The following is a 16,989-nucleotide window of genomic DNA, read 5'->3' on the forward strand; positions in this document are numbered from 1 at the left end:
CTAAATTATGAGAAAAATAAAAATTAAATCCATTCTTGCCGCAGTTGCCGGACTTTTCCTGGCAACGAGTTGTAGTAGCAGTTTTTTGGATACGGACCCAACGGATGCGGTAAGTTCAGAAAAAGTACCTGTGCCCGAAAATGCAGCGGCACTTGTGAATGGTGCCTGGTATAATCTGTTTGATTATTCAAGTACTTATGCCAATATCGGTTATCGGGCGCTTCAGTGTCTGGATGACATGATGGCAAGTGATATTGTTTCCCGTCCGAAATACGGTTTCAACTCTTCGTATCAGTTTAACGATATAGCGTTACCTTCAAACAATAGAACAGAATTTGCTTGGTATCTGATATATAAAACGATCGATAACTGTAATACTGCCATTTCCATTCAGGGAGATTCGGAGGAGCTCCGGCAGGCGCAGGGACAGGCATTGGCGTTGCGTGCTTTCTGTTATTTACACTTGGTGCAGCATTATCAATTCACTTATCTGAAAGATAAAGATGCTCCATGTGTTCCTATATATACCGAACCGAGTAATAGTTCGACAGTTCCGAAAGGAAAATCAACGGTGGCACAGGTTTATCAGCGTATTTTTGATGATCTGAACCTGGCACAGGATTATTTGAAGAACTATGTCAGGAGTGGTGATAACCAGAAATTTAAACCGGATGTTGCCGTGGTGGATGGCCTCTTGGCTCGTGCTTATCTGTTGACAGGGCAGTGGGAAGAGGCAGCGAAAGCAGCTGAAGCCGCACGTACAGGATATGCGTTGATGACAACGACAGCCGAATACGAAGGCTTCAATAATATTTCCAATAAAGAATGGATATGGGGATTTCCTCAAATACCTTCCCAATCGGATGCCAGCTACAACTTCTATTATCTGGATGCAACATACGTCGGAGCTTATAGTAGCTTTATGGCCGATCCTCATCTAAAAGATACCTTTATCGAGGGTGACATTCGTTTGCCTTTGTTTCAGTGGATGCGTGAAGGGTATCTGGGATATAAGAAATTCCACATGCGTGCAGATGATACAGCTGATCTGGTCTTGATGCGTGCTTCTGAAATGTATTTGATAGAAGCGGAGGCGAAAGTTCGTGATGGAGTGGCTTTGAATCAGGCTGTTATTCCATTGAATACGTTGCGCAATGCCCGTGGAGTGGGAGATTATGACGTGACAGGGAAATCACAGGAAGATGTTCTCAATGAGATTCTGATGGAACGCCGCCGTGAACTTTGGGGAGAGGGATTCGGTATTACAGATATACTTCGTACACAGGGTTCCGTAGTACGTACTGCTTTATCTGATGAAATGCAGAAGACAGAAGTCGATTGCTGGCAGGAGGGTGGTAGCTTTGAAAAACGAAATCCTCTGGGACATTGGTTCCTTAACTTCCCGAACGGTAAACCGTTTACAGCAAATAGCACCTATTATTTGTATGCTATCCCCCAGAAAGAAATAAACGCTAACCCTAACATATAAATAGCTCTCTTAATTTTTTGACTTTGACCTTAACTTGTAGACCGGTATACGTCGTGACGATGCATACCGGTCGTTTTCTTTCTTTTTTATAAAGAGCTTTATTTATATTTTCTGCTTCTTTAAATTAGGCAAAAAGAACGTGACTAATCCCAGCAGCGGCATATAAGCACAGATGTTATATACATATTCAATGCTCGTTTTATCCGCTAAATTGCCAAGTACGGCAGATGCTACACCGGCCACTCCGAAAGCAAATCCAAAGAACAAACCGGATATCAATCCAAGTTTGGTAGGAAGCAACTCCTGTGCATAAAGCAATATGGCAGGAAAAGCGGAAGAAAGCATTAATCCCACACAGAAGCTAAGGATAATAGTCCACAGCAGATTGGCATGTGGCATTAGTAAGCTAAATGGAGCAGCTCCTAAAATAGAAGCCCAAATCACATACTTCCGACCGATACGGTCACCGACAGGTCCGCCAATTAATGTTCCGATAGCAGTAGCTACCAGGAAAATAAATAAATATAGCTGCGAATCTTGTACACTTACATTGAATTTATGAATCAGGTAGAAAGTATAATAACTGGTGAGACTTGCCATATAAATATATTTGGAGAAAATCAGAATCAGCAATATCGCGATTGAAAGGGCTGTCTTATCCATAGGCAAAGGAAGATGAACTGGTTTTCTGACACTGACAGTCTGTGCTTTCATCCGGTTTAGATATGATTTATACCATTTGCAAATTGGGTACATCACTCCGATAGCAGCTAAAGCCACAAATGCAAATACGATGAGATGTTGCCTGCCATAAGGAGCCACCAACAGAGCAACCAGCAAAGGGCCTAATGAACCTCCGAAGTTACCACCTACCTGAAAGAGTGATTGTGCCAGTCCACGTTTTCCGCCGGAGGCAAGGAACGTGATACGGGAGGCTTCCGGATGCAGTACGGAAGAGCCAATTCCGATTAAGAATACGGAGGCTAATATCCAGTATAGATTATCAGAGAATGCTAAGTTTATCAAACCAATCAGTGTAAAGCTCATTCCGATAGGCAATGACCATGCGACGGGATGCTTATCAAAGAAAATTCCGGTAATCGGTTGAAAAACTGAAGCGGAAAGTTGATAAACTAGTGTGATAAGTCCGATTTGCGCGAAACTAAGTCCTAAATCATCTTTAAATAAAGGATAAGATGCTGATAGCACCGACTGTAAAAGATCGTTGAGGCAATGCGAAAGACTCAATGCAATCAAAATGGAAAATGTAATTTTTCCTACGGGTTGTTCCTGATTCTGTACCATAATACCTATTCACTATTGAAGTGTTCCTGAAAAATCGGCTGCAAAGGTACGTAAACTTCCCGTTTCTCAATATATATTTGCTGTGATTAATTCAATATGATAGGAATAAAGCTCTAAGACTAAGGATTGTAAATTGTCGTTAATTCAGTTTTGAGTGACTGAACTATTCTTCATACCTACTGTTGTTAAATAAAAAAGGAGGATTATATGGGCTTTATATGGTATATCATTATTGGTATTGTGGCTGGATTCCTCGCAGGTAAAATAATGCGCGGCGGAGGTTTTGGTCTTGTTATAAATTTATTACTTGGTATTCTTGGAGGTGTACTGGGCGGTTGGGTGTTTGCCCTTTTCGGACTGGCAGCTTCAGGACTGATCGGAAGTTTGATAACTTCCACCGTAGGAGCTATCCTTGTATTGTGGATTGCTTCTTTATTCTCGAAATCTAAATAGATATTTATATAATTTATTTTTAATCCTAAAAACAGAACTTGATTATGGAATGTAGACATGGAAATTTCTGGATTGGACTCGGAATTGGGTCAATCCTTGGCGCAGTAGCTTATCGTCTTTCACGTACAGCAAAAGCAAAACAATTAGAAAGTGAAATTTATAATGCTATCCATCGCATAGGTCGTGATGCTGAAATAGCTGCTGCTCATGCTGAAAGAAAAGCAGTGGATCTTGGACTTAAAGCAGTAGAAGCCGGTGCGGAAATTGCTGATAAAGTAGCAGATGAAGCCGATAAAGTGGCTGGAAAAGCAAAAGATAAGTGGGGGAAATAAGAACTCCAAAACGGGTAATCGATTTAAATAGAATCGGTTACCTGTTTTATTTTATATACGTTTAATCTTTTATTTCTAGCCTTATCAGTCACTATTTGAATGATGTGTGCACGAACACATATTGGTGTGTCTTCTCCATTATTTTCACTTCCTTCAAGAATCAAAAGCTATTTTCCCTCTGATTTCTCATCTGATAAATGCTTTTTTCTCTATACTATCTTTACTTTTTCTTATGTTTAACAACATGTATACTTCCTGGTTGTTCTGGTTAACTAGTTGATTATTAATAATATGTTCTTTATTGTATGTTATGTGTGTGCGCACACACTATTGCTTAATTCAATAATTCATTTTACTTTTGTCGATGAAAAACAAGATACTTATCAATAAATGGATAAAGAGTTTTCAAATATTCGGATTGTAGACATTGCTAAGATGGCAGGTGTCTCTGTTGGCACGGTAGATCGTGTAATCCATAATCGTGGTAGGGTATCTGAAGAAAATAGGAAAAAGGTACAGGCGATTCTGGAGATGGTACATTACCAGCCCAATCTGATGGCACGTTCATTGGCGGCCTCCAAAAAGCAATATCATCTTCTAGCGATTACTCCTTCTTTTGTTCAGGGAGAGTATTGGGAAGCTATTTCGGAAGGTATAGATAAAGCAGCGTCGGAAATGGAATCGTATAACATCACCATTACCAAACTCTTTTTCGATCAATATAATAACAAGACTTTTGATGATATCATCCGTAATCTGCTGAATGAGAAAGTAGATGGTGTATTGATTGCGACTTTGTTTACGGATTCTGTTATCCGGCTTTCGCAGGAACTTGACAGGAATGAAATACCTTATGTGTATGTTGACTCCAACATTGGAGGGCAACATCAACTGGCTTATTTCGGAACGGAGTCTTATGATGCCGGAGTGATTGCTGCCAGATTGTTGATGGACCGGCTTTCTTCGTCTTCCGATATATTGATGGCGCGAATTATTCATAGTGGGAAGAATGACTCTAATCAGGGAAAGAACAGGCGGGAAGGTTTCTGCCATTATCTCACGCAAACAGGATTCAATGGAAATCTGCATGAAGTGGAGCTGAAAATAAATGATTCAGTGTATAACTTCATGAAACTGGATGAAATATTTGAAGCTAATCCAAATATAAATGGGGCTGTTATCTTCAATTCAACTTGTTATATTTTAGGGAATTACCTGAAAGCGAGAGGAATGCAGTCTGTTAAACTGGTTGGTTATGACCTTATCGGGAGAAATACACAGTTGCTTTCCGAAGGTGTCATAACCGCATTGATTGCGCAGCGTCCGGAGCGTCAGGGATATGATGGTATTAAATCATTGTGTAATCATCTGTTGTTCAAACAGGGTAGTGAGAAGGTTAATTTGATGCCTATCGATATTCTTCTCAAAGAGAATCTGAAATATTATCTGAACAATAAATTATAAACATATAAATTTGTAAGAACCATGAATGAATTATTTAACGTAAAAGGCAAAGTAGTTGTTATCACCGGTGGAGCTGGTATTTTAGGTAAAGGTATTGCTGCGTATCTCGCAAAGGAAGGTGCAAAAGTAGTTGTGCTCGACAGAAGTGAAGAAGCAGGAAAAGCATTGGTAGACAGTATCAAAGCCGAAGGAAATGAAGCCATGTTCCTTTACACGGATGTGATGGATAAAGAAGTGTTGGAAGGCAACAAAGTGGAAATCATGAAGGCTTATGGCCGTATTGATGTATTGTTGAACGCTGCCGGAGGTAACATGGCAGGTGCAACTATTGCTCCGGATAAAACTTTTTTCGATTTACAGATTGACGCATTCAAGAAAGTAGTGGATTTGAACCTTTTCGGTACAGTATTGCCTACGATGGTATTTGCTGAAATTATGGTGGAACAGAAGAAAGGTTCTATTGTAAACTTTTGCTCTGAATCAGCTCTTCGTCCATTGACTCGTGTCGTGGGTTATGGTGCAGCTAAAGCAGCTATTGCTAACTTTACTAAATATATGGCTGGTGAACTGGCTTTGAAATTCGGTAACGGTCTGCGTGTAAATGCCATCGCTCCGGGATTTTTCCTGACCGATCAGAACCGTGCGTTATTGACTAATCCGGATGGTTCTCTGACTGACCGTTCAAAGACCATTCTTGCTCATACTCCATTCAACCGTTTCGGTGAACCGGAAGACCTTTATGGAACAATCCATTATTTGATTAGCGATGCTTCTAACTTCGTAACAGGTACAGTAGCTGTTATCGACGGTGGATTTGATGCATTCTCTATCTAATATTGGGATGATATCATTCTGTTTTTAATCATAATTAGTAACTTGTAATCAGGAAAGAATAATATGTATTTATGTGAACAAACTTGGCGCTGGTATGGTCCTAATGACCCGGTTAGCTTGTGGGATATTAAGCAGGCAGGCGCTACTGGTATAGTAAATGCTCTTCATCACATTCCAAATGGTGAAGTGTGGACAGTAGAAGAGATCATGAAGCGTAAGCAAATGATTGAAGAAGTGGGTCTGACATGGTCTGTGGTAGAAAGTGTACCTGTACACGAGCATATCAAAACACAGACGGGCGACTTTATGAAATACATCGAAAACTATAAGGAAAGTATCCGTAATCTGGCGAAGTGTGGCGTGATGGTAGTTACTTATAACTTCATGCCTGTATTGGACTGGACCCGCACAGATCTTGCCTATACAATGCCGGACGGCTCTAAAGCACTCCGCTTTGAAAAAGCAGCTTTTGTAGCTTTCGATCTTTTCATCTTGAAACGTCCGAATGCTGAAAAAGACTATACTCCGGAAGAAATAGCTAAAGCGAAAGCTCGTTTTGAGCAGATGAGCGAAGACGACAAGAAATTGTTGGTTCGTAATATGATTGCCGGACTTCCGGGTTCGGAAGAAAGTTTCACGGTAGAACAATTTCAGCAAGCATTAGATCGTTATGACGATATTGATGCAGAGAAGCTTCGTTCCAACCTGATTTTTTTCTTAAAAGAAATTGCTCCTGTTGCCGATGAAGTAGGAGTGAAACTGGTGATTCATCCGGATGATCCTCCTTATACCATCTTAGGTTTGCCTCGTATTTTGAGTACGGAAGAGGATTTCAAGAAATTGATTGAAGCCGTACCTAACGAATCTAATGGCCTCTGCTTGTGTACAGGCTCTTTTGGTGTGCGTGCCGACAATGATCTTGCAGGTATGATGGAGCGTTTTGGCGACCGTGTGAACTTCGTACACTTGCGCAGTACACAACGTGACGAGGAAGGAAACTTCTACGAAGCTAATCACTTGGAAGGAAATGTAGACATGTACAACGTAATGAAGAGCCTTATTCTTCTACAACAGCGTCGTAAATGCTCTATCGCTATGCGTCCCGACCACGGACATCAAATGATTGATGACTTGAAAAAGAAAACGAATCCGGGATATTCTTGCCTGGGCCGTCTTCGCGGATTGGCTGAACTTCGCGGCTTGGAAATGGGTATTGCAAAATCTATCCTCTAATCGAAGTACATAGTTAGCACTTTATTATCAAACACTACGGCTATTATTGATTGAAATAATAGTTGTAGTGTTTTTCATTTGCTCTTTTTCACTGGTTGAGGAATAAGTGAAGCGAATAAATCTCCAACATGTATATCTTTATCAGCTTTCTTTGTTTTTCTTGCTTTTTTCGGTTCGGGAATAATAAGTAAAGCTATTTGTGCGCAAGCCTCTGCATCTGCCAGTGCGTGGTGGTGATTCTCTAAATGATATCCGCATCGTTCTGCTACCGTATGCAACTGATGATTGGGCAAATCTTTTCCAAAGACTTTCCTCGAAGTACGGCAAGTACAATAAAACTTATAATCAGGATAAGTCATGTCATATAATTCGTGAACCGCCCGGAGACAACCTTCATCAAAAGGACTGTTGTGCGCTACAAGTGGCAGACCGTCTATCAATGGTTTGATTTCCGCCCATACTTCCGGAAATTCGTCGGCTTCCATCGTGTCGTCGTAAGTTAAGCCATGAACAGCTGTGGTCCATTGCGTATAATAATTGGGGCGGGGACGGATCAGACGATAGATTTTATTCGTTATTTTTCCTTCCCTTACGATGACAACCCCAACACTGCATACGCTGGTACGTTTGCCGTTGGCTGTTTCAAAGTCGATAGCTGCAAAGTTTATCATCGTTTCTATTATTTTTTCGGATACAAATATAGCATAAAAAATGAGGTTGGAGAAAATATAGTAACAGGATTGGCAAATAGAAACCTTTTACTAAAAATTGAATTAAAATGGACTTTGGGGAAACATTTCCAATAAAAAACTCTTCTTTTAAAGAATTTACACTATTTTTGTTCGACATAAACCAAAGGCATGGACAGAATGGAAAATCCGGGACCATTTGCCCCCTCCTGTCCAAATCAAATTGATCCCCTGAATCCAATCTAAATTGATCCCTTTTGTCCAGCTGAAAGTGACCCCTTCAAATTGAACGTGGATATACTGGTGATGTTCCGCTTCCGGATATCACAACGAAAGAAAAGGCGCAGCAATATATCGGTTTGGATATGGCTGCCGAAAAGGTAGGCAAAGATAAATTTCTCGAAGAGATTGTCCCTGAATGGCTTCAAAAGGCAAAGGCAAACGGACGCATCGTTGATTAGAATTTATTTTCGCTATATTTGCGTACAAAATAGATCCATGTATACAGAATATCAGCCTTCTCATTTACTTGTTCCCTACATTGATAGCTATTGGGAGTTTAAGGGCAATCCGGATTATGGTATGCGCATCCATATTCTGCCGGATGGTTGTACCGATTTTATATTTACGCTGGGAGAGGTGGCTAATGCTGTTGAAGAAGGGAGTCTGATTATGCAACCCTATCGTTCCTATTTTGTAGGACCTATGACAAAATATTCGGAACTCGTCACTTATACAGAATCGATTCACATGTTTGGCGTTCGTTTTTTACCTTGTGGTATGTCTTGCTTTACAAACCTGCCTCTGCACGAATTTGTGAATAGCAGAGTCAGTACTAATGAGATGAAGGCTGTTTTTGATGACACTTTTATTGAAAAATTAGGTGAGCAGAAGCATGTCACAGATCGAATACGAGTAGTGGAAGAATATTTGCTGGCATATTTGGCGCGTCATTATCAGCCTGCCGATTCTCATGTCGCTATGGCAGTGAACATGATTAATCATTCCAAAGGAAAACGTTCTGTTCGCAGCTTGATGGATGATGTCTGTTTGTGTCAGCGTCATTTTGAGAGAAAGTTCAAGCATTATACCGGATTTACTCCTAAAGAATACAGCCGTATTGTTAAATTTAAGAATGCTGTGGAATTGTTGAGAACCACAACATCAGCCAATCTGTTGACTACGGCAGTTGATGCAGGATACTATGATTTAGCGCATTTTTCAAAAGAGATTAAGTCGATGTCCGGCAATACTCCTGCGTCTTTTCTTTCCCTAACCGTTCCGGAAGAAACCACACTTACTTATATCGAACCACAAAGATAGATTAGGTAAAAGTCGCTTTTTTACAATAGAATGGGAAGATATGCCGTTACCTTTGCAAGATTAATAAAAACCAATCAGCTTATGACCACAAAAACAATGAAAGAGAAAGCAACAGAATTGTTGCAGAGATGTGAAGTAGTTACCCTTGCTTCTGTGAATAAAGAAGGTTATCCCCGCCCTGTACCGATGAGCAAAATCCTGACAGAAGGAATTTCCACTATCTGGATGTCTACCGGAGCAGATTCACTAAAAACAATTGATTTCTTATCGAATCCGAAAGCAGGATTATGCTTTCAGGATAAAGGAGACAGCGTGGCGTTAACGGGGAAAGTGGAAGTTGTAACTGACGAAAAGATGAAGCAGGAACTTTGGCAGGACTGGTTTATCAATCATTTTCCCGGTGGCCCCACTGATCCCGGTTATGTCTTGTTGAAATTTGAATCGAATCATGCAACTTATTGGATTGAAGGAACATTTATCCATAAGAAACTCGACTAATTCTACTCGGAAAGATAGTGAAATAGTGAATTTTACGAGGCTGTTCGAGAACAGCCTCGTAATTCATTTAGAATTCAAATTTTTCCAATTTCATTTCAGCCAATTTCTGAATGATACCTACATATTGAGCGAAATGGGGAGATTTTTCGTGTGCTGCCAATACTTCGGCATTCTGCCAAGTTTCGCAAATCATGAAAACGTCAGGACGCGTGCTGCTTTCGAAAGTATCATAAGCAATGCATCCTTCTTCTTTTAAAGAACAGGCAGTCAGTTCTTTTGCCGCTTTTATCGCTTCTTCGCGGTTGGATTCGTTTACACGAACAAAAACATTTAATCTGATCATAGTCTTTTTTATTTATATAATTAAAAGAATTGCTTTCTCACAGTATCTGTGAAAAGTCGGAGGCAAAGATACTATTTTTCTATACTTCTGGTGAGTTTATTTCAAAAATTCATATAAACTTCATGTCATCCTAAAAAAACAATTATATTTGCATCTGAATTCTAAAAGCAATGATTTTGGGCACAATTCTTAAATTTGTTATAGCTTAATATTAGCCTCATAAACCACAGGCTAATTTCTTTCGTTTGAGTAGTTCTATACTTGAACAGGTTTTTCATTTTATCATTTTTATTATTCACTGCATCGTTTTTCAAAACTGATGCAATTAAGGTATTCAGGCTTTTAGTCCGGTTCATGGTAATCAGATGGGAGTGGTGGGTGCGTTGAGAATGAATGGAAAATTTCGTAAGAAATAGTAAGCTGAACATAGAAGAAGAAATAAAAAGGATTGAGCTGCAGCCGGTTGATCCTTTGGATAGAATCAGGCAGATCATTGGTGTCGTACAGGTTTCGCTGACTTCGCTGAAAACAACTGTTGTCGGATATCAGTTTCGAAGTGCTGAAGAAGAGATTCTTTTCTTTAAAGTCTCGAAACCGCAGATTTCCGGTCTGTTGATGTTTTATGTCCGTTTGTATCAGATTGAAAAGAATCGTATCGACAAATCTCTGTCATCCCAATGCAGATATCTGAAGATTGAATTGGAGAACCTGCAAAAATCATTTTTGAATAATGACTTTTATGAATATTACCGTGCCGGTCGAACAGAGCTTGATAACCGCTATTTTATTCGGGAGAATTATGATATTCTTTCTGATATACATTGTCATCTACTGGATAGAGATATTTCTTTTACCACCTTGCATGATTCGAGTGTTGCAGAAATTCTGGCGAATAATCGCTTGATAGAATATGTGTCGGAGGAAATAGAGCAGCTGACAGAGAAACTTCATCTTAAATTCACTTCCATTGTAGACAGTAAACTGTTGCAATGGACGGACAGTAAAGTTGCTTTGGTTGAGTTTATCTACGCCTTGTATGCAGGTAAATGCTTTAGTAATGGAAATACGAGTTTGAAAGACATTGCTTTTTGTTGCGAAACACTGTTTAATATCGAGATAGGTGATTTTTATCGTATATTCTTGGAAATCAGGAATAGAAAGAAAAGCAGAACCCAATTTCTGGATAAGTTGAAAGAACAGATTATAAAGATGATGGATGAGCTTGACAGATAAATTTCAGGGCGTCTTGTGACATCTTGTGAATTATACAAATGGCTATTATCCAACTTTGCGGAGAAATATAATTGATTCACAAAGAAAGATAATCGCTTTTGTATAGTTATGGAAACAACATTTACATGGGAGATAAGGGTGAAGAATTGCCCCTTATTAATTAAGAAATGCAGTCACTGTGATAGTGACCGCTTTTATTGCAGTGATAAGTTCAGGATGAATGCACAGAAGAAAAACATTGATGTCTGGCTGATTTATAGATGTGTGAAATGTGATAACACTTGTAATATGACTCTGTTGTCACGAACTAAACCCGACTTGATTGATAAAAAGCTCTTTCACAGCTTTTCTATGAATGACAGGGAAGTTGCCTGGCAATATGCCTTTTCTGCCGGAGTGGCAAGTAGGAATAATCTTCAATTAGATTATGACAGTGTTGAATATGAGGTGATAAATACCGTCTCTTTAGAAGACATCCTGAATATGAGTAGTGAGATCATAAGTATCCAAGTCAAGTGTGATTTCGACTTGAGCCTTAAATTATCCTCATTGATAAAAAGATGTCTGCCTCTTTCCAGTACCCGCTTGAAGCTGCTGTTTGAAAAAGGGTATATTTCTTTACTTTCCGGCAAAACATCTTCCAAGTGTAAGGTAAAGAATGGCGATACTATTTTGATGGATCGAAAAAGCCTGATTGATTTCTTGGGATAAAATCGGTTTTACAGTTTTTTTTAATAGCTTTGTGAAATGATAATTCGCATTCTGTAAAAGAGGTTGTACTATTAAGATGGAAGATATGAAAAAGGTATGTTTATTAGCTTTTGTTTTGTTTACTTGGAGTATCGTTGTGAATGCACAGGAAAGTGATGGACGATACGTTGAAGTGACCGGTTCTTCTGAAATAGAAGTCGTTCCGGATGAGATTCATTTTCTGGTTCAGATTAAGGAGTATTGGCAAGAAGAATACACCGGTAAATCAAAAAAAGAAGAAGATTTTCATACGAAAGTGCCATTGGCAATGATAGAGAAAGATTTGCGTAAAAGTTTGCGCAAAATAGGAATAACGGATGATGCTATCCGCACACAGGAAATAGGAGATTATTGGCGTCAGAGAGGAAAGGAGTTTCTGATAGGTAAGCAATTGGATATCCGGCTTACGGATTTTGAGCAGATTAACTCTATTATTCGTTCAGTCAATACGTGGGGAATTGAGTCCATGCGCATCGGAGAACTCAAACATAAGGATTTGCCAATGTATCGGAAACAAGGTAAGATTGAAGCACTGAAGGCTGCCCGTGAGAAAGCATCTTATCTGGTGGAAGCGATGGGGCAGCAGTTGGGTGAAGTGATTCGTATCATCGAACCTGCCGATAATAACATAAGCCGTTATCTTCCTTTCGAAGCGCAGAGCAATGTAAGCATGGGTGCGGCAGCTACCGAGCAGTACCGGGTTATCAAGCTACGGTATGAAATGACGGCTCGTTTTGCCATTAAATAAAAATAGTCTATCTTTGTCGCATGACAAGAAATAATAAATCGGATTTGGTTTAGTAAACAATCTGTGTTTCTGATACAGATTGTCTTTTCGTTTGCTCTCGGATGATTCCTTCCGGGAGTACTCTTTATGTCTTTATAATTTCAATTTTTAACTTGCGTACAAGGGTGCTAAAAGTATCGTGGTGCTTTGTAACGTGTACGCTGTATACATTAAGATCATGAATAACGAAAATCAAACAATTCACAAATTCGACTTTAATTTAAACTGGTATGGCTGGAATGATAAACTAAGCCAACTAAAACAAGAATCACTCTACAGCACTCTTCCTCATGGACGTATATCCATAGTACATCGTACCTGCTACGAGGTCGTTTCCGAAAACGGATTGTTTCAGTGTGAACTCACGGGAAACATGATGTATGGGAAATCTGATGCTGAATTACCCTGTACGGGTGATTGGGTGCTTTTTCAACCATTTGATGAGAATAAAGGGATTATTGTCGATATGCTACCTCGTGAGCGGACATTGTATCGCAAGAAAAGCGGTACAGTTGCCGATAAGCAGGCCATTGCTTCTTACGTCGATAAAGCATTTATTGTGCAGAGCCTTGACGATAATTTCAATGTCCGCAGAGTAGAACGTTTTATGGTTCAGGTATTAGAAGAAAACATCAAGCCTGTATTGGTACTTAATAAATCCGATTTAGATTTTGACAGGCAGAGTGTTGAAGAACAAATAAATCATATCTCCAATCAGATACCCGTATTTTTTACGAGCATTCATCAACCCCAAACGATTCTCCGGTTGCGGGAATCCATATCAGAGGGAGAAACTGTTGTGTTTGTCGGTTCTTCGGGTATCGGGAAAAGTTCTCTGGTAAATGCACTCTGTGAAAAATCTGTGTTGCTTACCTCCGATATAAGCCTGTCCACAGGAAAAGGCCGGCATACATCAACCCGTCGGGAAATGGTATTGATGAATGATTCGGGTGTTTTAATCGATACTCCGGGTGTGCGTGAATTTGGCTTGGTTATCGACAATCCAGACTCACTGGCCGAAGTACTTGAAATCTCTGACTATGCAGAATCGTGCCGTTTCAAAGATTGCAAGCATATCAACGAACCGGGTTGTGCTGTTTTAGAAGCAGTCAATAGCGGTGTGTTAGATTATAAAGTTTATGCAAGCTATCTGAAACTTCGCCGGGAAGCGTGGCACTTTTCAGCTTCCGAACATGAGAAACGTAAAAAGGAGAAGTCCTTTACAAAACTTGTAGAAGAAGTAAAGAATCGTAAGGCAAATCGCTGATTTCTATTTAAACGATGCAGGTATTGGAATTTATTTTTTTCTTTAAAAGAGCAAAAAAGTTTTAGTTGCGCAAAAAGGCTACGCACCACTGCATCTATCTTTGTCGAAGAAACAAGAAAACAGGTCAAGTACGGGTTACTTCCATACATCCTGTTAAGATATTGACTCATACGATTATCTGTTTTCCTGTTTCGTAAAGGGGCAGTAGCTCAGTGGGTAGAGCATCATACATAATCTTGAGATTATCCTGATGAAAAAGGTCAATTAAGATTTACTTCTATCCTGTGACGGTCGTCGGTTCGACTCCGGCCTGCTCCACAAAAATAAATATAGAGGTAGGACAGCAGCTTCGGGATTATCTGAAATGAGGTCAACCGGGGCTTACTTCTTAACGGTGGATAACGCTGGTTCGAATCCGGCCTGTTCTACCTCTTTTTATCAACTAAGGTCAAGGAAGACTTACTTCAAAACCGCAGGAATGCTCCATTGATTCACAGTCTTCCGATTACCTTACTTAAAAAAACAAAGTTATGAATAAAGATTTGTTGAAAGTGTCTATCAGGCAGAATGCAATCTATTTGCCTTTGATAGAAGAAGAGAAAAAGCAGGAAGAGTTGACTTCGACTACCATTGCATTGGTAGCCCAACTCCGTAAAGTAGGATATAGCTTGTCCGAAGAACTGCTGCATGCCATTAATCAGTTATATCCGGCTCAACAGATGATGATTCTTCAGGTGATGAAAGAAGCATTGGGCGTGACGCTAAACTGGTCTCCATTGGTGAAAGGGTGGGATGTACCTACCGGAGAAACGCGCTTGGATCATCTGGTTACATGGATCGCTAACCTGTTTAATAGCCAGAAAGGCCTTAAACTACCTTGCGGACACGTGATCCCTGATAATACATTTCCTATGGAACGATACAACGGTTGCCCGTTCTGCGGAACTCCGTTCCAAACGGCTACTACGGAATACTTCGGACAGGGAAGTAAATTGAAAGTGCTGGAACTTTGGCAGGACAAGGAGCTGAATGCTTTTTTCTGTGACTTGCTTGAATCGCGTACAGCTCTTGATGCCACACAAGCGGATAGCTTGAAAATAATGCTTGGCGAACTTCCGTTACCGGCAGTCGAAATCAAAATGAAGGAGACATTGATGTTGGTGATAGATACATTGGTGGAACAGGATAGAGCGCAGGAAGCGCAAATCTATTTCTCTACTCCGAATGATATATTGCGTTATCTGTGGTATAAGAAAACCGGATTCCTGCAAATCATAGAGCCTAAGACTATTATCCGTAAAACAGGTAGAAACAACACACATATATGTGGAGTTTTGGATAAAAGTCGTTCGGCAGCTCAAGCGAAGCGTGAGGAGTTGAAGTTGAAATATACGCGTCGTGAATGTAAAATGGTAGCTCTTTGGTTGAACAACCTGACAATGGCTCCGGAGAAGGCTTGCGAAATCATGCATCCGAAAAGAGAGATGTGGGTACGTATGATACGTGCGTTGCGTCTGGCGGAATATGCCCGTAAGCCGGAATTCGGAAATTTGAAGGAATTGATGGATATATTCTACCGCGAGGCATATACCGTTTGGCAGGGAGAAGTGGAGCGCAACCGTTTGAAGGCGGATGCGGAACAGACATTTGCTTTGTTAAAGCAGCGACCGGGTATGTTTGCACGTTCTTTATTTGCGAATATGCTTTGGTTCGGAGCGGAAGAGACGTTGGCTGCATTTAAAGAAGTGGTTCATTTGTTGCCGGCACGTTTGGTAGTTACTTTGGGTATGTATGCGGAGAGCTACTTTGAACCGGGACATAAGAGAATGGTGAAACCTTTAGGGGGGAATGCTCTTTTGATAGAACCACATTATTTGGTGGGTCTGTATATGGAGGATCAGCTAAAAGCGATGGTGAAGGATGTACAGGATTTGTGTAAGGAAGTCGTAGCTGCCCGTTTCGCCAGTGCAACTGTCGAAAGTGAAAACAAAAGTATGTATATTGACCCTATGTTGTTCCATATTCCGTTGGCTATCGGCGATCGTAGCGAAACAATTCAGGATACTTCCTGTGCTTTGCAGGGAACGCGTTTCCCGGTAGAGGGGGATAAAGTGCGATTGTTTATGCAGTGGGGAAAAGGGCTTCCGGCACAGCATCTTGACATGGACTTGAGTTGTCATATCACTTTGCCTTCCACAACAGAAGTTTGTTCCTTCTTCAACTTGCAAGCTATTGGCGCTAAACATAGCGGGGATATCCGAAGTATTCCTAATAAGAAAGGTACTGCTGAATATATCGAGCTGGATTTGAATGAACTGAACCGTGTAGGTGCGGAATATGTCGCTTTCACTTGCAATGCATATAGCAACGGGACTATCTCTCCTAATCTGGTGGTAGGTTGGATGAACTCTGCCTATCCAATGAAGATATCGGAAAGAACAGGAGTAGCTTACGATCCTTCTTGCGTACAACATCAGGTACGTATTTCCCAAAGTTTGCAGAAAGGGCTTGTTTTCGGAGTTCTGAAAGTGAAAGAACGGGAAATCGTTTGGCTGGAAATACCTTTTGGTGGACAGACGATTCTTTCTTTGGATACACAGACCATTGAAAAGTATCTGGATAAGCTGGAAGCGAAAACAACTGTTGGTGAACTGTTAGCTGTCAAAGCACAGGCACAGGGATTGAAGTTAGTTGATATTCCGGAAGCGGACGAGATATATACTCGTGAATGGGCATTGAATACTGCCGCTGTGACTAAATTACTGTTGGGTGATTAAATTCTTGGGAGGAATTGTCTTTTTCCTCCTAAGATTTAAAGGTCGTATCGCATAAAGTTATACCTTTGTATGCGATAGATTAATCGTCTGACTATAGTGTACTTTTCGTCTGACTGTAGTTTAATTTTCGTCTAACTATAGTCAGACGAAAGAGAAACTATAGTCAGACAGGGCAGACGCATTATATTTTTTACTATATTCTCCTTTGTTAT

General features: G+C 40.3%; 16 protein-coding genes, 1 tRNA gene and 1 pseudogene. 15 read left to right on the forward strand and 3 right to left on the reverse strand.

The window, feature by feature from the left end:
- Window positions 1-7 precede the first annotated feature (7 nt).
- On the forward strand, window positions 8-1,489 hold the full coding sequence (locus DXA54_RS23665) for a RagB/SusD family nutrient uptake outer membrane protein (protein ID WP_008648654.1): 1,482 nt from the start codon (window positions 8-10) through the stop codon (window positions 1,487-1,489).
- A 102-nt stretch (window positions 1,490-1,591) separates the two neighbouring features.
- On the opposite strand, the gene DXA54_RS23670 is transcribed toward DXA54_RS23665, so the two are convergent.
- A complete protein-coding gene (locus tag DXA54_RS23670) occupies window positions 1,592-2,794 on the reverse strand; it encodes an MFS transporter (RefSeq protein WP_008999992.1) in 1,203 nt (400 codons plus the stop codon).
- Window positions 2,795-3,001: 207 nt separating this feature from the next.
- Here DXA54_RS23670 and DXA54_RS23675 point away from each other — a divergent pair, with 207 nt between their 5' ends.
- From DXA54_RS23675 to uxuA, 5 genes are all read left to right on the forward strand, one after another.
- A complete protein-coding gene (locus tag DXA54_RS23675; protein ID WP_004304114.1) occupies window positions 3,002-3,247 on the forward strand; it encodes a GlsB/YeaQ/YmgE family stress response membrane protein in 246 nt (81 codons plus the stop codon).
- Window positions 3,248-3,291: 44 nt separating this feature from the next.
- Complete coding sequence (locus tag DXA54_RS23680) at window positions 3,292-3,579, forward strand: YtxH domain-containing protein (protein ID WP_004297124.1); 288 nt, start codon at window positions 3,292-3,294, stop codon at window positions 3,577-3,579.
- A gap of 390 nt (window positions 3,580-3,969) precedes the next feature.
- On the forward strand, window positions 3,970-5,043 hold the full coding sequence (locus DXA54_RS23685; RefSeq protein WP_004304112.1) for a substrate-binding domain-containing protein: 1,074 nt from the start codon (window positions 3,970-3,972) through the stop codon (window positions 5,041-5,043).
- Between the two features lie 21 nt (window positions 5,044-5,064).
- Entirely contained in the window at window positions 5,065-5,877 is an 813-nt protein-coding gene (locus DXA54_RS23690; RefSeq protein WP_004304110.1) for an SDR family oxidoreductase, read from the forward strand.
- Window positions 5,878-5,940: 63 nt separating this feature from the next.
- Entirely contained in the window at window positions 5,941-7,110 is a 1,170-nt protein-coding gene (gene uxuA, locus DXA54_RS23695) for a mannonate dehydratase (protein ID WP_004304108.1), read from the forward strand.
- A 74-nt stretch (window positions 7,111-7,184) separates the two neighbouring features.
- Here the strand turns inward: uxuA and DXA54_RS23700 are convergent, their stop codons facing one another.
- Window positions 7,185-7,781 (reverse strand): 3'-5' exonuclease, encoded by a 597-nt coding sequence (locus tag DXA54_RS23700; RefSeq protein WP_004304106.1) that lies wholly within the window; start codon window positions 7,779-7,781, stop codon window positions 7,185-7,187.
- Window positions 7,782-8,086: 305 nt separating this feature from the next.
- On the opposite strand from DXA54_RS23700, the pseudogene DXA54_RS23705 reads away from it, so the two are divergent.
- The 3 genes and pseudogenes from DXA54_RS23705 to DXA54_RS23715 all read left to right on the forward strand — a co-directional run.
- Window positions 8,087-8,260: pseudogene (locus DXA54_RS23705) on the forward strand (ammonia-forming cytochrome c nitrite reductase subunit c552); the annotation flags it as partial.
- Between the two features lie 37 nt (window positions 8,261-8,297).
- Window positions 8,298-9,122, forward strand: a complete 825-nt coding sequence (locus DXA54_RS23710) for a helix-turn-helix domain-containing protein (protein WP_008648642.1) — start codon at window positions 8,298-8,300, stop codon at window positions 9,120-9,122.
- Window positions 9,123-9,203: 81 nt separating this feature from the next.
- Window positions 9,204-9,620 carry a pyridoxamine 5'-phosphate oxidase family protein gene (locus tag DXA54_RS23715; RefSeq protein WP_120080844.1) on the forward strand — a complete coding sequence of 139 codons (417 nt, stop codon included), beginning with the start codon at window positions 9,204-9,206 and terminating at the stop codon, window positions 9,618-9,620.
- Window positions 9,621-9,687: 67 nt separating this feature from the next.
- Here DXA54_RS23715 and DXA54_RS23720 read toward each other — a convergent pair whose 3' ends face one another.
- Window positions 9,688-9,963, reverse strand: a complete 276-nt coding sequence (locus tag DXA54_RS23720; RefSeq protein ID WP_004297114.1) for a putative quinol monooxygenase — start codon at window positions 9,961-9,963, stop codon at window positions 9,688-9,690.
- Window positions 9,964-10,356: 393 nt separating this feature from the next.
- Here DXA54_RS23720 and DXA54_RS23730 point away from each other — a divergent pair, with 393 nt between their 5' ends.
- From DXA54_RS23730 to DXA54_RS23750, 6 genes are all read left to right on the forward strand, one after another.
- Window positions 10,357-11,196, forward strand: coding sequence for an RteC domain-containing protein (locus tag DXA54_RS23730; protein ID WP_008648640.1), 840 nt, complete (start codon window positions 10,357-10,359; stop codon window positions 11,194-11,196).
- A gap of 108 nt (window positions 11,197-11,304) precedes the next feature.
- A complete protein-coding gene (locus DXA54_RS23735; RefSeq protein ID WP_004304101.1) occupies window positions 11,305-11,907 on the forward strand; it encodes a DUF1062 domain-containing protein in 603 nt (200 codons plus the stop codon).
- An 85-nt stretch (window positions 11,908-11,992) separates the two neighbouring features.
- Window positions 11,993-12,694 carry an SIMPL domain-containing protein gene (locus tag DXA54_RS23740; protein WP_004304099.1) on the forward strand — a complete coding sequence of 234 codons (702 nt, stop codon included), beginning with the start codon at window positions 11,993-11,995 and terminating at the stop codon, window positions 12,692-12,694.
- 217 nt (window positions 12,695-12,911) lie between these two features.
- Window positions 12,912-14,000, forward strand: a complete 1,089-nt coding sequence (rsgA, locus tag DXA54_RS23745; protein ID WP_008648638.1) for a ribosome small subunit-dependent GTPase A — start codon at window positions 12,912-12,914, stop codon at window positions 13,998-14,000.
- Window positions 14,001-14,198: 198 nt separating this feature from the next.
- A tRNA-OTHER gene (locus DXA54_RS28300) sits at window positions 14,199-14,318 on the forward strand.
- Between the two features lie 212 nt (window positions 14,319-14,530).
- Window positions 14,531-16,777 carry a hypothetical protein gene (locus DXA54_RS23750; RefSeq protein WP_022199088.1) on the forward strand — a complete coding sequence of 749 codons (2,247 nt, stop codon included), beginning with the start codon at window positions 14,531-14,533 and terminating at the stop codon, window positions 16,775-16,777.
- Window positions 16,778-16,989: the final 212 nt, after the last annotated feature.

The sequence above is a fragment of the Bacteroides sp. OF03-11BH genome (assembly GCF_003604005.1).
Classification (GTDB): domain Bacteria; phylum Bacteroidota; class Bacteroidia; order Bacteroidales; family Bacteroidaceae; genus Bacteroides; species Bacteroides ovatus.

Bases quoted from the DNA above. Each gene is read 5' to 3' on its own strand.
- DXA54_RS23665 (WP_008648654.1), top strand. From the start codon at position 8: ATGAGAAAAATAAAAATTAAATCCATTCTTGCCGCAGTTGCCGGACTT.
- DXA54_RS23670 (WP_008999992.1), bottom strand. From the start codon at position 2,794: ATGGTACAGAATCAGGAACAACCCGTAGGAAAAATTACATTTTCCATT.
- DXA54_RS23675 (WP_004304114.1), top strand. From the start codon at position 3,002: ATGGGCTTTATATGGTATATCATTATTGGTATTGTGGCTGGATTCCTC.
- DXA54_RS23680 (WP_004297124.1), top strand. From the start codon at position 3,292: ATGGAATGTAGACATGGAAATTTCTGGATTGGACTCGGAATTGGGTCA.
- DXA54_RS23685 (WP_004304112.1), top strand. From the start codon at position 3,970: ATGGATAAAGAGTTTTCAAATATTCGGATTGTAGACATTGCTAAGATG.
- DXA54_RS23690 (WP_004304110.1), top strand. From the start codon at position 5,065: ATGAATGAATTATTTAACGTAAAAGGCAAAGTAGTTGTTATCACCGGT.
- uxuA (WP_004304108.1), top strand. From the start codon at position 5,941: ATGTATTTATGTGAACAAACTTGGCGCTGGTATGGTCCTAATGACCCG.
- DXA54_RS23700 (WP_004304106.1), bottom strand. From the start codon at position 7,781: ATGATAAACTTTGCAGCTATCGACTTTGAAACAGCCAACGGCAAACGT.
- DXA54_RS23710 (WP_008648642.1), top strand. From the start codon at position 8,298: ATGTATACAGAATATCAGCCTTCTCATTTACTTGTTCCCTACATTGAT.
- DXA54_RS23715 (WP_120080844.1), top strand. From the start codon at position 9,204: ATGACCACAAAAACAATGAAAGAGAAAGCAACAGAATTGTTGCAGAGA.
- DXA54_RS23720 (WP_004297114.1), bottom strand. From the start codon at position 9,963: ATGATCAGATTAAATGTTTTTGTTCGTGTAAACGAATCCAACCGCGAA.
- DXA54_RS23730 (WP_008648640.1), top strand. From the start codon at position 10,357: ATGGAAAATTTCGTAAGAAATAGTAAGCTGAACATAGAAGAAGAAATA.
- DXA54_RS23735 (WP_004304101.1), top strand. From the start codon at position 11,305: ATGGAAACAACATTTACATGGGAGATAAGGGTGAAGAATTGCCCCTTA.
- DXA54_RS23740 (WP_004304099.1), top strand. From the start codon at position 11,993: ATGAAAAAGGTATGTTTATTAGCTTTTGTTTTGTTTACTTGGAGTATC.
- rsgA (WP_008648638.1), top strand. From the start codon at position 12,912: ATGAATAACGAAAATCAAACAATTCACAAATTCGACTTTAATTTAAAC.
- DXA54_RS23750 (WP_022199088.1), top strand. From the start codon at position 14,531: ATGAATAAAGATTTGTTGAAAGTGTCTATCAGGCAGAATGCAATCTAT.